Below are 15,634 nucleotides of genomic sequence, written 5' to 3' on the forward strand. Positions count from 1 at the left end.
GGCGGCTACCCGGTGTGCGCGAGCCCGCGGCGGCCGAAAGCGTAATAGCCCGCGCACACCAGCGCAGCCCACACCGCACCGACGACGAGCGCCGTGCGGCCACCGTCGGTCCACAGCAGCAGCACGACGACCAGGCCGAGGAAACCCAGTGCGGCCCAGTTCGTCACGGGCGCGCCGGGCAGCCGGTAGTCACTGGCGGGCAACTCGCCCGCCCGCACCTTGGCGCGATACTTCACGTGGCACACCAGGATCACGCCCCAGACGACGATGATGCCGACGGTGCTGACCGAGGTGATGTAGGCGAAGGCCTTGTCCGGCGAGATCACGTTCACCACGACACCGATGACCATCGCCGCCGCCGAGGCACAGATGCCGGTGAACGGCACCGACTGCTTGCTCAGCGCTGCGAACCGGGCGGGCGCCTCGTCGCGCAGCGCCAGACTGCGCAGCATCCGCCCGGTGGAGTAGATGCCCGAGTTGCACGACGACAGCGCCGCGGTGAGCAGCACGAAGTTGATGATGCCCGCGGCGGCGGGGATGCCGATCTGCTCGAACACCTCGACGAACGGGCTGCGGCCCGCGTGGAAGCTGCGCCAGCTCGCCACCGACATGATGACGACCAGCGCGCCGACGTAGAACAGGCCGATGCGGAACGGCAGGGTGTTGATCGCCTTGCGCAGGGTGGCCTTCGGGTCGCGGGCCTCCCCCGCCGTCACGCCGACGAGCTCCACGCCGACATAGGCGAACACGACGATCTGCAGCACCAGCAGGGTCTGGCCGAAACCGTGCGGGAACACGCCGCCGTCGGCCCACAGGTTGGTCACCGTCGGATCGGCGGCGTGGCCGAAGCCGAACACGAGCACGCCGATGCCGATCATGATCATCGCCAGGATGGCGGTCACCTTGATGGCCGAGAACCAGAACTCGCCCTCACCGAAGATCCGCACCGAGATCAGATTCGCGGCGAAGAGCACCGCCAGCACCACCAATGCGGTCACCCACTGCGGGATGTCGAACCAGTACTGCACGTACTTGCCCGCGACGGTGATCTCGGCCATGCAGGTGGAGACCCACACCGCCCAGTACGACCAGCCGGTCGCGAAACCGGCGAAGCGGCCCAGGAATTCGTGCGCGTACTCGGCGAAGCTGCCCGACACGGGCCGGTAGGTCAGCAGCTCACCGAGCGCGCGCATGATGACGAAGATGGCCAGACCCGCGGCCAGGTAGGCCAGGATCAGCGACGGTCCCGCCTGCTCGATCGCGGCGCCGGCGCCGTAGAACAGGCCGGTGCCGATCGCGCCGCCGATGGCGATCATCTGGATGGTGCGCGGGCTCAGGCCGCGCGAGTAGCCTTCCGATTCGGATGCCGGAGCGGGTGCCGATACGGCTTCGGTGGAGAGGCCGGGGCCGCCAGCTGACATGGATGGTGTCCTTCCGTCGCGTCGATCAGTGCTGCACGCTACCGTCCGGCAATCGTGGCCGGGGTCACCACCACCGGCCGGCGGAAATACCGGCAGCCCGACGCGGGTTGGCTTGCACGGGAGTTGTTCACTGTCGAGGAGGCTCATGAGCGCGGTCACGCTGTCGGTTCTGGATCTGGCGCCGGTGCAAGCCGACGCGACCGCGGGCGACGCGCTGCATGCGACGACGCGGCTGGCCCAGCACGCCGAGGAACTGGGCTTTCGCCGCTTCTGGGTGGCCGAGCACCACAACATGCCCGGCATCGCGAGCGCGGCGCCCGCGGTCGTGCTGGCGCATCTGGCGGCCTCGACGTCCCGGATCCGGGTCGGTTCGGGCGGGGTGATGCTGCCGAATCATCCGCCGCTGGTGGTCGCCGAGCAGTTCGGCACGCTCGAGTCCCTGCATCCAGGGCGGATCGATCTGGGCATCGGGCGCGCGCCGGGCACCGATCCGGTGACCGCGCGGGCGCTGCGGCGCAACGCCGAGGGCCTGGCCGGTGATTCGTTCCCCCGTGAGCTGACCTCGCTGATCGGATTCTTCCGCGGCGCCGATCCCGACGGCATCGTCGCCAGTCCCGGCCGTGACGCCGAACCGCAGGTGTGGCTGCTCGGTTCGAGCGGCTACAGCGCCCAGGTGGCCGCGGTGCTCGGGCTGCCGTTCGCCTTCGCCCACCACATCGCACCGGATAACACCGCCGCAGCGCTCGGGCTCTACCGCGAGAACTTCCGGCCGTCGGAGACGCTGAGCGCGCCGTACACGATCGTGGCCGCCTCGGCGATCTGCGCCGACACCGAGGCCGAGGCCGACCGGCTCGCCGCACCGCGCGATCTCGCCTTCGCGCAGCTGCGTGCGGGTCGTCCGCAGGCGCTGGCGACGCCGGAACAGGCTGCCGCCTTCCCCGGCAGCGATGCCGAACGACGCTTCGCCGCGCAGCGCAAAACCGGTCAATTGCAGGGCTCGCCGGACACCGTGCGCGCGCAGGCCGCCGAGCTGCTCGCCGCCGCCGCGCCCGACGAGCTCATGCTCAACACCCTCGTCTACGACATCGACGCCCGCATCCGCTCGCTCGAGCTGACCCGCGCCGCGATCAACGGCTGAGCCCGCTCAGCGCAGCCGGAATCCCCTGGCGGTCAAGGACTCCCGCAGCCGGTCGCGGCCGTTGAGCGAAGCCTTCGACGCCAGCCTGGCCAGGACGCGCTCGGTCCACGAGAACGGCAGCCCCTGCTCGGAGTAGATCTCACCGATCCGCTCCTCGTAGGCGGCGACGGCCTCGCGCTGACCGGGCAGATCGTAGGTTTCCTGGTGCAGCACGGCCGCCTGCGGCAGTCGCGGCTTCACCCGCGTACCTTCCGCCGGGTCGGGGTGCCCGACGACCAGGCCGAAGACCGCGAAGACGTGGTCGGGCAGGTGGAGTTCGGCGGCCACCCGTTCCGGGTCGTTGCGCAGCGCGCCGATGTAGACGGTGCCGAGTCCGAGGGATTCGGCGGCGATCACCGCGTTCTGGGCCGCGAGGGCCGCGTCGACGAAGCCGACATAGCTGGATTCGAGATAGTCGGCGCCGTCGAGCGGGGCGCCGTGATCGTCGGCGAGTTGCCGCAGCCGGGCGAAATCGGCCGTCCACACCAGCAGCACCGGCGCCTGCACGATGTGCTCCTGACCACCCGCTACCTCGGCCAGCCGGGCCTTGCGCGCCGGATCGCGTACCTCGATCACGCTCCACACCTGCAGATTCGACGAGGACGCCGCGGACTGCGCGGCCGACACCAGCAGCCGGATCGTCTCGGGCGAGACCAGGTCGGGCAGGTACCGTCGCACCGACTTGTGGTCGTGCAGCACCTGCAGTACCGGATTCCACTGCGCGGGGACCTCGGTCGACGGGTCTGCGTAGCGCTGCTGCACGGGGTGGACGGGGCTGGGTGCGGTCTGCGTCATACCGCCCATCGTCGGACACCGCGCCGCCGGCGTCTGCGGTAACCCTCAGCATGAACCGAACACCGCCCGATCGATACAGTGGGGCTGGGAAGCCCGCCGACTGGTGGGACGAGGGAGCGCGCAATGGGCAAGGTGTTCGACCGGATCGACGACAAGCTGCGGGCCTTCATCGCCGAACAGCCGATGTTCTTCGTCGGCACCGCGCCGTCGGAGGGCGGCCACGTCAACGTCTCCCCGAAGGGGTATCGCGACACCTTCGCCGTGATCGACGACCACACGGTCGCCTACCTCGACCTGTTCGGCAGCGGCTCGGAGACGATCGCGCACCTGCGCGACAACGGCCGCATCACCGTGATGTTCTGCTCGTTCACCCGGACCGCCCGCATCCTGCGCCTGTTCGGCACGGGCCGCGTGGTCCGTCCCGACTCGGCCGAATTCGCCACGCTGCGTGATCATTTCGGCAGCGGGCATCCCGGCATCCGCGCGGTCGTCGCGGTCTCGGTGGAGCGCGTCGCCGACTCGTGCGGCTGGTCGGTGCCCTACCTCGAGCTCGTCGAGGAACGCTCGATCCTCGACGAGGCGCACACCCGCCGCACCGACGCGGACTTCGCCCGCCGCATCGCAGGTGACAACGCCGTCAGCATCGACGGCCTGCCCGCCCTGGAACCCGATCATCCGCTGCCGTCCCAGGTTTCGCGCGAGCGCACGCCCGACGCCGTGGACAGCTAAAGTGCGGCGGTGAACACCGGATCCGCCAGCTCGCTGCTCGACCGTCTCCTCGCCACCCAACCCGCGCCCGCCTGGTGGCTGGTGCTCGTCACCGCCGCGGTGGCGCTCGTCCTGGTCGGCTACCGGCCGCTGTGGCGGCTCACCCGCGCCGCGGTGACCGTGGTCCACGAGGGTGGGCACGCGCTGGTGGCCCTGCTCACCGGGCGCAGGCTGCACGCGATCACGCTGCATACGGACACCTCGGGACTCACCGTGTCCAGCGGTAAGCCGACCGGTCTCGGCATGATCCTCACCGCCGCCGCGGGCTATCCGGCGCCGGCCGCGCTGGGGCTCGGGTACGCGGCGCTGCTCGGGACGGGCCGGGTGACGCTGATGCTGTGGGTGACGCTGCTGATGCTGGCCGCGGTACTCGTCAAGGTCCGCAATATCTACGGCCTGCTCACCGTCGCGGTGCTCGGTGCCCTGGTGTTCGGCGTGTCCTGGTTCGGCACCGATCTACTGCAGGCGGGTTTCGCCTATCTGGCGGCGTGGTTCCTGCTGGCCGCCGCGGTCCGGCCGGTGATCGAACTGCAGCGCAGCCGCCGCAGGCAGCCGGGCCGCACCGATTCCGATGCCGATCAGCTGGCCCGGCTGACCCACCTGCCCGCGCTGCTGTGGGTGCTGTTCTTCACCGCCCTGTGTCTGGCCGCGTTGGTCGTCGGTGGCGGGCTGCTGCTGGCGCCGGTCGAGCAGTTGTATCCGCTGCTTCAGCGGTGATCGGCCCGCCAGGCGTCGATCGCCTCGGTCGCCAGGACGGTCGGCGGGGCGAGCGCGTCGAGGGTCACGCCCGCCTCGTCGGGTTCCAGCGGTTCCAGCGTCTCCAGCTGTGAGTCGAGCAGGATCGTCGGCATGAAGTGGCCGAGCCTGCCGGTCATCCGGCGCAGGAGCTCTTCCCTGGTGGCGGCCAGATGCACGAAGTACGCGTTCGGCGCGCCCCGGCGCAGCCGGTCACGGTAGGAGCGCCGCAACGCCGAACACGCGGCGACGCCACCGGACTCCTGGTGCCCGCCGAGCCAGGTGGCGACCGTGTCGAGCCACGGCCACCGGTCCTCGTCGGTGAGCGGGATGCCTGCCGCCATCTTCTCGATGTTCTCGATCGGATGGAAGTCGTCGCCCTCGGCATAGGGCACGTCGAGCCGCTCGGCCGTCAGCGCGCCGACCGTCGTCTTGCCGCACCCGGAGACGCCCATCACCACGATGACGGGTTGCGCCACATCGACCTCCTCGTCCGACCTACGGGCCTACAGGCTCACATACCGCACGGGCAGTGAGTCCCGGGAAACGCGGCTTCGGCCGTGGATCCGATGGCGGTCAGGGAATCGGATGGTCGGTGGGCAGGTTGACGAAGCTCGGCTCCGCCGGGTCGAGGCGCAGGTGCTGGGGTTCGAGTCCGGTCGCGTTCAGCATCGGCCGGAACGGCAGCGCCTTGGGCGCGTTGCCCGCGTAGACATCGATGCGCAGCCGGTGTCCCGGTGCCAGCACGGCCTGGGTCGGGATGATGGCGACATCGATCGAGGTGGGCGCGCCGGGCACCACGGGCAGCAGCTGGTCGACGGTGAGCGGGTTGAACGGGGCGGTGAGATCGCCGTTGACCGAGCGTGCGCTGCGCCGTTCGTCGATGGCCCGCATGGAGGTCGTCAGCTGACCGGTGGTGAGCACGGTCGAGGTGCCGTCGGGCGCGACATCGTTGACGGTGACGTTCCAGAAACCGTCGGTGGAGTCGTGCACGGTGTTGAGCCGCACATTGATCGGGCCCGAGATCACCGTCTGCTCGGTCAGCGGTGCGCTGGTGAAGGTGAGCGCGTTGCGCTCGGCGATCCGGGAGTCCTTCGCACAGGGGTCCAGTGCCGCCGCCATCCCGGCCGACCCCTGCGCCGCGTCCCGCGAGCACATGGTGCTCAGACCAGGTGCCACAGTGAGGTTTTCAGCGGCTGCGGGTCCGGTGGTGCTGAGCGAACCGTCGTGCAGACTGTCCTCGGTGCTGCCGCTGGGCGTGGCGGACAGGTAGACACGACGATGCGTGACACCGGGCATCGGGAACTCCGGCAGCGTGATCCAGCTGCCGCCCTGCTGCTTCACGGTGACCGGGCCGAACTCGTCGACGCCGCTGTCGATGTCCTTGAGCCACTTGTCGAACCAGGCGCGCTGCAGCACGTCCAGCCGCGGCGGCGCGCCCGGAACACCGGTTCCCGCACCGGGATTCGCGTGATATGTGTCGCCGACGAGGAGCTGTTTGCGCCCCGCGGGCAGGGGGATCTGCTCGTACAGTTTGGTCGCGCTGTTGGCGAAGATGTCGTGCCAGCCGCCGTAGACGAAGGTCGGCACGGTCACCTTTTCCGGATGCCCCATGATCGCCTCGCGGAAGGCCGAGGTGTCGTCGAGCGCGCCGTCGAGCGCGGGCGGCATGTTCGACAGCGACGGGGTGAGCAGCGCCTGGGCGAGCAGGTCGAAGTTGGTCGTCGGGTCGGCCAGCCGGTCGCGGAACCAGGTCCAGTCGAAGGTGCCGGTGGCCATCGAGGCGACATCAGGGACGAATTTGAGCTGGTTCACCGAGTTCAGCCACAGCGGCAGGAAGGTGGTGCCGACGCCGCCGCCGGGGGCGACCACATCGCGCATCAGGTCGCTACCCGGCTCCACCGGAAAGATCGCCTGTAGTGCGGCGGGAGCGTCTTCCGCGGCCCGCAGCTGGTTGATGCCGGAGTAGGAGCCGCCGCTCATGCCGATGCGCCCGTTCGACCACGGCTGGTGCGCCGCCCAGTCGATCACCTCGCGGGTGTCGAGCTGTTCGCGGGCGCCGAGGGTGTTCCATTTGCCTTGGGACAGACCGGTTCCGCGCACATCGGCGACGACGACGGTGTAGCCGCTGCTGATGAGTTTGCGGTCGACGCCGAGCATGGTCTGGATCATGCCGCCGTCGAGTGCCTGCATCAGATCGCCGAAGCCGCTGATCGGGGTGGCCGACAGGTTCAGCCTGCGCACGATGTCGACGGCGGTGGCCTGCAGGCCCGGGATGGCGGCGGCCGATTCGATCAGGCCGGTCATCAGTTTCGAGTACGGCGTGAGGCTGACGATCGTCGGCAGTGGCTTCTGCTCGATCACCCCCGCCGCGTCCGCGGGCCGGTAGACGTCGGCCTTCAGGACGACGCCGTCGCTCATCGCGATCTGGACGCCGCGCTCCACCCGGACCTCGGGGTAGGCACCCGGCCCGTCATGGAGTGCCGTCCAGCGCGCGGCAGGCGCGTCGGCGGGTTGTCCCGCCGCCGGTCCGCCGCCACATCCGAGTACGACTATCAACGCGAGGATCGTCACCAGCATCCGGACGAGCCCGCGTTCGGAACCTCTAACCGCCATAGTGTCGCTCCCCGACCGGTTCGTTTCCCGTTGACCTAGCCACCGCACGATCGGCGCGGAAACTGTAACAGCGCCAACGGCCCGATCCGCCCAGGCTCGGTCCGCTCGGACTGTCGCAGTGAACACGCATTGTTCCAGTTCAGCGGGCTGCCGGGTCGCGCGCGGACACTCGCGAGTGTCGGTGGCTGGTGGTTGACTGGGCACATGCCGGCGCGGTTCCGGCCGGCTTCCACCCATCGCCGAGGAGGACGTTCGACAATGCCGACACGTGACGAAGCTTGGCCTCAGGGCACGCCCTGCTGGATCGACTGTCAGGTCGACGACACCAGCGCCGCCCGTGACTTCTACAGTGCCCTGTTCGGCTGGGACATCCAGGACGGACCCGCCGACGCGGGGGGCTACCTGATGGCAATGCTCGACGGCAAGCCCGCCGCGGGCATCGGCCCGAAACCCGACGCCATGCCGATGCCCTCGGCGTGGACCACCTACTTCGCGGCCGAGCGCGCCGACGAGATCGCCGAAAAGGTCGCCAAGGCAGGCGGACAGGTGTTCATGCCGCCGTTCGATGTCCTCGATGTGGGCCGCATGTTCATCGGCGCCGACCCGACCGGCGGCGTGTTCGGTGTCTGGGAAGCCAAGGCGCACACCGGCGCCGGGATCTACAACCAGCACGGCGCCTACTGCTGGAATGAGCTGCACACCTCCGGCTACGACCAGGCGCACGACTTCTACACCACCGTATTCGGCTGGCACTACACCGAAATCGGTGACGGCGAGAGCTTCACCTACTCCACGTTCGCGCTCCCGGGCCAGAACGACGGCGTCGGCGGCATGATGGACGCGGCCGCACTCGGCACCCCGACCTACTGGCTCACCTGGATCCAGGTCGACGACGCCGACGGCACCCTGGCCAAGGCCACCGACCTGGGCGCCTCGGTGATCATGGGCCCCGACGACAGCCCGTTCGGCCGGATGGGCATCCTGCAGGCGCCGCAGGGCGAGGTCTTCGGTGTCATCGATCCGGCGAAGGCCGTGGGCGAGGTACCCACCGGCGGAGCCTGACGACAGACTCGGGGCATGCGCCGCCCACCGCGCGGCGCGTGCCCCGCGACTCTTGCGCATGGTCGCCCACCGGCGAACCATTGACTGTGGCTGCGGTCGCGGGCCGAGCGCGCTGACGCGCTCCTGGTGGACCACGACACGTCGGCCCCTCCGGACGATCAGGAGAACGTCATGTCTGCCATGATCCGCAAGAATTTCGATGACCCAGAGGAAACCCGGCCCTTCGAGCAGGACAAAGGCAGGCTCGATCTGGTCAATCTCGACACCGGCCCGGTGGGCCGGGCGGTGTTCGAACCCGGCTGGCGATGGTCGGTGCACGTCAAGCCGATCGCGCAGACCGACAGCTGCCTGGCTCCGCACATGGGCTACTGCCTGTCCGGGAGGCTGGCGGTGGTCATGGACGACGGCGAGCAGCAGGAATTCGGCCCCGGCGATCTGATGGTGGTGCCGCCCGGCCACGACGCCTGGGTGGTCGGCGACGAACCCTGTGTGATGCTCGACTGGCAGGGCGTCGCCGACTACGCCAAGCGGTAGGACTTACGGCGTCACGATCGCGAAGTTCGGGTCCGGCTTGTCGATCAGGCCGGGTAGCTTCGCGAGCACGGTGGCGTCACCGTCGATGACGATGTCACCGCTGATGACAGCCTTCTTCAGATCGCCCCCGCCGACCAGGCTGCGGATCAGCACCGGCCGGGTGAGGGTGACGGTCGCGTCCGCGGCGGGCAGTTGGTCACCGGGGAACCGGTCGTAGTGCACGAGCACACCGTTGCGCAGCTCGACGCGGTGAATCCGATTGCCCTCGTCACCGATCCGCCAGTCGGTGGTCATCCGGACCTCCCACGCCTTCGGGCCGTCGATGCGCAGCGACATCGCGTCGAACACCTGCTCCACGCTCAAGGCCGAGGCCAGCGCGGCGGAGTTCGCCGCGGTCGGGGTGCCGAAGGACCCGTGCCGCAGCTCGTGGGCGCCGCTGAGGTAGAAGTTGCGCCAGGTAGCATTCTCCGATCCGTAGGCCAGCTGTTCGAAAGCACTGGCCTGCAAGGCTTTCGCGGTGTCGTTTGCCGGGTCGGCGAAGATCACGTAGTTCACCAGCTGCACCACCCAGCGGAAGTCGGCGGCATCGTAGGCCCGCTGCGCGTGCTGGAGCACCGCGGCGGCGCCGCCCATCGCCTCGACGTGACGGCGGGCGTTCTCCACCGGCGGATGCTCCCAGAGGTGCGCCGGATTGCCGTCGAACCAGCCCATGTACCGCTGGTAGACGGCCTTCACATTGTGGCTGACCGAGCCGTAGTAGCCGTGGGTCGACCACGACGCCGTGAGCGCGGGCGGCATCGTGATCATCTCGGCGATCTCCGCGCCGACGAAGCCCTGGTTCAGCAGCCGCAGCGTCTGATCGTTGAGGTAGGCGTACATGTCGCGCTGGAGCGAGAGGAACTCGACGATCCGGTCGGTGCCCCAGATCGGCCAGTGATGGGAGGAGAACACCAGATCCGACCGGCGACCGTAGCGATTGATCGAGTCGGTGAGGTACTTCGCCCACACGTGCGGATCGCGGACCAGTGCACCGCGCAGGGTGACGATGTTGTGCATGGTGTGCGTCGCGTTCTCGGCCATGCAGAGGATGCGGCGGTCGGGGAAGTAGACATTCATCTCCGACGGCGCTTCGGTGCCCGGGGTCAGCTGGAAGACCATCCGCACGCCGTCGACGATCTCCTCCTGATCGGTGCGGGTGACGTCGCGGGTGGGCGGAATAAGGCTGACCGTTCCGGTCGACGTGGTCTGCCCGAGACCGGCTCCCACCTGCCCCTTCGGGCCGCGGGGCAAGGCGGCGCCGTACATGTAGGCGGCGCGGCGCGCCATCGCGGTGCCGGTGTAGACGTTCTCGGCGACGGCGTGCTCGAGGAATCCCGACGGCGCGATCACCGGGCAGCGGCCCGCCGCGACGTCTTGTGGCGTGATGACCCCGTAGCTGCCGCCGAAGTGATCGATGTGGGAATGCGAGTAGATCAGACCGGTGACCGGTCGATCGCCGCGATGCTTGCGGTAGAGGGCAAGGCCGGCCGCCGCGGTCTCGGCGGAGAGGAGCGGGTCGATGACGATCACGCCGGAGTCGCCTTCGATCAGTGTCATGTTCGATATGTCGAGGCCACGAATCTGGTAGAAGCCCGGCGCGATCTCGTAGAGGCCCTGTTTCACGGTGAGCTGGGCCTGGCGCCACAGGCTCGGATTCACCGACTGCGGACAGGATCCGGCGAGGAAGTCATAGGAGTCGGTGTCCCACACCACTTTTCCCGACGGATCGGTGACCGTGCCCGGTTCGAGGGAGGCGATCCAGCCGCGGTCGGCGTCGGCGAAGTCGGCGGTGTCACCGAAGGGCAAGGTGTCGGCCAGGGCGCGGTTGGCGTCCGCGATCGCCTTCGTGGGATCGGTCTGCGTCTTCGACGGCGCGATCCCGGCCGCTTCGTCACCGCAGCCGCTGACGGTCATGCCGACAGCCAGTGCCGCGGCGGCCCCGGCTCCGACGCCGAGCATGCCGCGTCGTGACACCGAGAATCGGTCCGCGTTCATACCGTCCACCACTGCAACCTCACTCAGGCGATGACTTCTCCGCCGCGTGGGCGGTGCGACCGGGCGTCGCTATTGCAGCATAACTGCAATAACTGAGTTACGGCTGAGCAATCGGCACAGCGGCCAGCTGGATCTCCAGCAGCAGCCGGTCGGCCGGATCGGTCAGGTCGATGCCGAGGACGGCTTCCACCCGGCGCAACCGGTATCGCAACGTATTCGGATGCACACGCAGGGCGGATGCCGCCGCGCTCACCTCGCCGTGCGCCCGCAGGTAGGCCCGCACCGAAACGCGCAGCTCGGCGGCATGGACACGGTCGTAGTCGTCGAGTGCGGCCAGGCGCGGATCGTGCAGTTCCGGTCGGTCGCGGATGAGGTCGACGATCTCGGCCAGCAGCACCGCGGTCCGTGCTTCGGCCAGCGTGCTCACCCGGCTACCCGACGTCGCGGCGGCCGGGCTGTCCAGGACGCGGTCGACCTCGGCGCGGGCGCCGGCGACCGCGGTCAGCCCGGCCACCGGTGCGGCGACCGCGGCACGCACTACCAGGCCCCGTGCCTGCTCCAGTTGCTCGACGAGGCGGCGCACCCAGGAGCCGACGCTGCGTTCGGAGTGGTACGACGGCAGCAGGATATAGACCCGGTCGCCGATCGCCTCGGTCACCGAATCGTCCCGGAAAGCGCTGGCGTGCAATCGGATCAGGCCGCTCGATGCCGTCAGCCCGGCGACGGGCCCGATCGCCGCGATACCGATCACCGCGGCGGGACCGGTGGTGGGCAGGTTCAGTGCGGCGGCCACCGACGGCACGTCGACCCCGTCGCCGTGCGCGCCGAACAGCCTGCGCACCAGCAGCGCCTCGGTCGACGGCGCGTCCAGGCTGCGGGCGATGATCCGCGCGGCGACCGCCGAGGCGCCGCGCAGCACCTGCGCGGCGTCGGGGCGCAGCGGCTGATCGCCCTGCTGCAGCCAGATGGTGCCGAGCATGCGCGCGGGTGTGCCGCGCCGGATGCCGACCACGAGGCGGCGGCGGATATCGAGTTCGGGATGTTCGGGCACGTCGACGACCTCGTCGCCGGCCCGCACCCGGTCGAATACGCCCCACTCGCGCAGGATCCGCAGATAGTCGCTCGGGCCCTCCCTGCCGAGGATGGACCGGATGCGCAGCTGGTCGGCGGAGCCGTCGGAGGCGGAGTAGGCGAGGACATGCGACTGCGGGTCCTCGATGGACACCATCCCGCCGGTCTCCCTGGCGACCACCTGCGCCAGCCCGAACAGGTCGGTGTCGGGGGCGAGCAGGTCGTGGTCGTCGGCGGCGCGCTGGCCGGGCGAGCGGGCCAGCATCCGGCGTACCAGCGGGAACACCTGATCCCAGCGGGCCTGCCGATGCAGGTGCACCAGCGCGATGCCCGCCGCGGCGGCGGCGGCGCGGACCGCGGGAGAGTCGTTGGCGCTCTTGGTCATCAGCACGCGGGGCCGCTGGCCGGGATCGCGGGCGGCGACTTCGCGCAGCCACCGCGCGGTGGCGTCGGCGTCGACTCCGACGAGCAGATACACCTCCGGCAGCGGGCCCTCGGTCTCGAGGTGCTCGGGCAGATCGGCGGGCTCGGCGAGGGCGACCGAGCAGATCGGCACCGACTCGCCCGCCGGCGCGTCCACGAGGGTGGCGACGGTGTGGTCCAGCGCGGTGAGCAGCTGACCGAGCGTGGTGGCCCCGTCCGGCATCGCACACCTCCGGTTCTTTAGCCGATCAGACAACAACCGGGCTAGTTCTTCATCCGATCAGACGATTATGACCGCTCCGCATCGGTGTTGACTACGTCACATCCCGCACCCACCACGACGCAGGAGCCGCCTTCATGGACGCCATCGCGACCACTCCGCCGCCGGTCAACGAGCCGGTCGGCACCTTCGCCCCGGGGACCCCGGAACGAACCCGGCTGCGGACCGCGCTCACCGAACTGTCCGCGACGCCCACCGAGATCCACCACGTGATCGACGGCCGCCACCTGCGTGGCGACGGTCCGCGCTTCGACGTGGTCCAGCCGCACCGGCGCGCCGCCGTGCTCGGCACCCTGCACGATGCGGGCGCCGCCGAGGCCACCGCCGCGGTCGAGGCCGCCACGGCCGCCGCCCCCGCCTGGCAGGCGATGTCGTTCGACGATCGGGCCGCGATCTTCCTGCGGGCCGCCGACCTGCTCGCCGGTCCGTGGCGGGAGAAGCTGTCGGCCGCGACCATGCTCGGTCAGTCCAAGTCCGCGTATCAGGCCGAGATCGACGCGCCGTGCGAACTCGTCGACTTCTGGCGGTTCAATGTCTCGTTCGCCCGCCAGATCCTCGCCGAGCAGCCGATCTCGGCGCCCGGAGTGTGGAACCGGATGCAGTACCGGTCGCTGGAAGGCTTCGTCTACGCGGTGACGCCGTTCAACTTCACCGCGATCGCGGGCAATCTGCCCACCGCGCCCGCGCTGATGGGCAACACGGTGGTGTGGAAGCCGGCCAGAACGCAGGCCGTGGCCGCCTACCTGACCATGCAACTGCTCGAGGCCGCCGGCCTGCCGCCCGGGGTGATCAATCTGGTGCACGGACCGGGACCGGAGATCTCGGACGTGGTACTCGCCGATCCGCGGCTGGCCGGGGTCCACTTCACCGGATCGACCGCCACCTTCCAGCACCTGTGGCGCGAGGTCGCGCAGCGGCTCGACCGGTACCGCACCTATCCGCGGCTGGTCGGCGAGACCGGCGGCAAGGACTTCGTGCTCGCCCACTCCTCGGCCGATCCGGCGGTGCTCACCACCGCACTGCTGCGCGGCGCGTTCGACTATCAGGGCCAGAAGTGCTCGGCGGCCTCGCGCGCGTTCGTCCCGCGCTCGGTGTGGGCGGCGATGTCGGAGGACCTGATCGAGCAGACCTCGGCGCTGCGCTACGGCGATGTCACCGATTTCGCGAATTTCGGTGGGGCACTGATCGATCGGCGCGCGTTCGACCGCAATACCGCGGCGCTGGCGCGGGCCAAGGCGACACCGGGACTGACCGTGGTCGCGGGCGGGCACACCGACGACAGCGTCGGCTGGTTCGTCGAACCGACCGTCGTCGTCGGTGACGATCCCGCCGACGAGGTCTTCCATACTGAGTATTTCGGCCCGATCCTGGCGGTGCACGTCTACGACGACAGCACCCCGGCCGGTTTCACCGACGCCATGGACCTCGTCGACCGCGGCAGCGCCTACGGCCTCACCGGCTCGATCATCGCCGAGGACCGCGCCGCGATCACCGCGGCGACCGGGCGGCTCACCTTCGCCGCGGGCAACTTCTACATCAACGACAAGCCGTCCGGTGCGGTCGTCGGGCAGCAGCCGTTCGGCGGCGGGCGCGCCTCGGGCACCAACGACAAGGCGGGCTCGGCCCAGAACCTGTTGCGCTGGACCTCGGCCCGCACCATCAAGGAAACCTTCACGCCGCCCACCGACCACCGCTATCCGCACCAGGCGCCCGAGACGGAGGCCCGCTGATGTCCGCACTGCTGCGCTCGACCATGCTCGCCGCCGCCCGCTCGCCGCGGCTGGAACGGACCATCACCCGGCTGCCGGTCAGCCGGGAGGTGGTTGCCCGCTTCATCGCGGGCACCACCGAGGAACACGCGGTCGGCGCGACCGTAACCCTGCTGCGCTCCGGCCGATTCGTCAGCATCGACTATCTCGGCGAGGACACCACGGACCTGGCCGGCGCGGAGGCCGTGGTCGCGCACTACCGTGCGCTGATCGCCGCGCTCGGCCGACTCCCCCAGGCCGACGTCGCGACGGGAGCTGTTCGGCCACTCGAAGTTTCGGTCAAGCTCTCGGCGCTGGGCCAGTCGCTGCCGCGCGACGGGCACGCCATCGCCCGCGAGCACGCGCACCAGATCTGCACCGCCGCCGAGGCCGCGGGCATCTGGGTCACCGTCGACGCCGAGAACCACACCACCACCGACTCGACCTTGGCGATCGTGCGCGACCTGCGCGCCGACTTCCCCTGGCTGGGCACGGTGCTGCAGGCCTATCTGCGCCGCACCGAGGAGGACTGCCGGGCGCTGGCGGGTCCGGGGTCGCGAATCCGGTTGTGCAAGGGCGCCTACGACGAACCCGAGTCGGTGGCCTTCCGTGACCGGGCGGAGGTCGACGCGTCGTATCTGCGCTGCCTGGCGACCCTGACCGCGGGCTCGGGCTATCCGATGATCGCCTCGCACGACCCGGCGGTGATCGCGGCGGCCGGGGTGGCCGTGCAGTCGGCGCAGCGCAAGACCGAGGAATACGAGTACCAGATGCTGTACGGCATCCGCGTCGACGAACAGCAGCGACTCGCCGACGCGGGCAACCACGTTCGCGTATACGTCCCCTACGGTGACCAGTGGTACGGGTACTTCATGCGCAGGCTGGCCGAACGGCCGGCCAATCTCGGGTTCTTCCTGCGCGCGCTCGTCGGCGGGCGCGAGTAACGACCGGCTATCCGTTCGGGCTCTAC

At 69.8% G+C, this 15,634-nt stretch carries 13 protein-coding genes; 7 read left to right on the forward strand and 6 right to left on the reverse strand.

Going from position 1 to position 15,634, the window contains the following annotated elements:
* Positions 1–5: 5 nt before the first annotated feature.
* Positions 6–1,421, reverse strand: coding sequence for an amino acid permease (locus ACFVAV_RS11830; protein ID WP_379033897.1), 1,416 nt, complete (start codon positions 1,419–1,421; stop codon positions 6–8).
* Between the two features lie 145 nt (positions 1,422–1,566).
* Between ACFVAV_RS11830 and ACFVAV_RS11835 the strand changes: the two genes are divergently transcribed.
* Entirely contained in the window at positions 1,567–2,559 is a 993-nt protein-coding gene (locus tag ACFVAV_RS11835) for an LLM class flavin-dependent oxidoreductase (RefSeq protein WP_379033899.1), read from the forward strand.
* 6 nt (positions 2,560–2,565) lie between these two features.
* Here ACFVAV_RS11835 and ACFVAV_RS11840 read toward each other — a convergent pair whose 3' ends face one another.
* Positions 2,566–3,393, reverse strand: a complete 828-nt coding sequence (locus ACFVAV_RS11840) for an NADPH-dependent oxidoreductase (RefSeq protein WP_379033901.1) — start codon at positions 3,391–3,393, stop codon at positions 2,566–2,568.
* Positions 3,394–3,516: 123 nt separating this feature from the next.
* Here ACFVAV_RS11840 and ACFVAV_RS11845 point away from each other — a divergent pair, with 123 nt between their 5' ends.
* Positions 3,517–4,122: a pyridoxamine 5'-phosphate oxidase family protein gene (locus tag ACFVAV_RS11845; protein ID WP_379033903.1), complete on the forward strand. Its 606-nt coding sequence runs from the start codon at positions 3,517–3,519 to the stop codon at positions 4,120–4,122.
* Between the two features lie 9 nt (positions 4,123–4,131).
* Positions 4,132–4,878, forward strand: coding sequence for a M50 family metallopeptidase (locus ACFVAV_RS11850; RefSeq protein ID WP_379033905.1), 747 nt, complete (start codon positions 4,132–4,134; stop codon positions 4,876–4,878).
* On the opposite strand, the gene ACFVAV_RS11855 is transcribed toward ACFVAV_RS11850, so the two are convergent.
* Both ACFVAV_RS11855 and ACFVAV_RS11860 read right to left on the reverse strand, forming a co-directional pair.
* Positions 4,869–5,351 (reverse strand): gluconokinase, encoded by a 483-nt coding sequence (locus ACFVAV_RS11855; RefSeq protein WP_379034547.1) that lies wholly within the window; start codon positions 5,349–5,351, stop codon positions 4,869–4,871. The genes ACFVAV_RS11850 and ACFVAV_RS11855 overlap by 10 nt on opposite strands.
* Positions 5,352–5,472: 121 nt before the next feature.
* Complete coding sequence (locus ACFVAV_RS11860; protein WP_379033907.1) at positions 5,473–7,512, reverse strand: CocE/NonD family hydrolase; 2,040 nt, start codon at positions 7,510–7,512, stop codon at positions 5,473–5,475.
* A gap of 258 nt (positions 7,513–7,770) precedes the next feature.
* On the opposite strand from ACFVAV_RS11860, the gene ACFVAV_RS11865 reads away from it, so the two are divergent.
* Entirely contained in the window at positions 7,771–8,574 is an 804-nt protein-coding gene (locus tag ACFVAV_RS11865) for a VOC family protein (RefSeq protein ID WP_379033909.1), read from the forward strand.
* A 171-nt stretch (positions 8,575–8,745) separates the two neighbouring features.
* Entirely contained in the window at positions 8,746–9,108 is a 363-nt protein-coding gene (locus ACFVAV_RS11870) for a cupin domain-containing protein (RefSeq protein WP_379033911.1), read from the forward strand.
* A gap of 3 nt (positions 9,109–9,111) precedes the next feature.
* Here ACFVAV_RS11870 and ACFVAV_RS11875 read toward each other — a convergent pair whose 3' ends face one another.
* Both ACFVAV_RS11875 and ACFVAV_RS11880 read right to left on the reverse strand, forming a co-directional pair.
* Positions 9,112–11,061, reverse strand: coding sequence for an alkyl/aryl-sulfatase (locus tag ACFVAV_RS11875; protein ID WP_379034549.1), 1,950 nt, complete (start codon positions 11,059–11,061; stop codon positions 9,112–9,114).
* A gap of 178 nt (positions 11,062–11,239) precedes the next feature.
* Positions 11,240–12,859 carry a PucR family transcriptional regulator gene (locus ACFVAV_RS11880; protein ID WP_379033913.1) on the reverse strand — a complete coding sequence of 540 codons (1,620 nt, stop codon included), beginning with the start codon at positions 12,857–12,859 and terminating at the stop codon, positions 11,240–11,242.
* Between the two features lie 134 nt (positions 12,860–12,993).
* Between ACFVAV_RS11880 and pruA the strand changes: the two genes are divergently transcribed.
* Both pruA and ACFVAV_RS11890 read left to right on the forward strand, forming a co-directional pair.
* Positions 12,994–14,646, forward strand: a complete 1,653-nt coding sequence (pruA, locus tag ACFVAV_RS11885) for an L-glutamate gamma-semialdehyde dehydrogenase (RefSeq protein ID WP_379033915.1) — start codon at positions 12,994–12,996, stop codon at positions 14,644–14,646.
* Positions 14,646–15,608 (forward strand): proline dehydrogenase family protein, encoded by a 963-nt coding sequence (locus tag ACFVAV_RS11890; RefSeq protein WP_379033917.1) that lies wholly within the window; start codon positions 14,646–14,648, stop codon positions 15,606–15,608. Before pruA ends, ACFVAV_RS11890 begins: the two co-directional genes overlap by 1 nt.
* The last annotated feature ends 26 nt before the right edge of the window (positions 15,609–15,634 follow it).

It is taken from the genome of Nocardia sp. NPDC057663, assembly GCF_042799895.1.
Lineage (GTDB): Bacteria > Actinomycetota > Actinomycetes > Mycobacteriales > Mycobacteriaceae > Nocardia.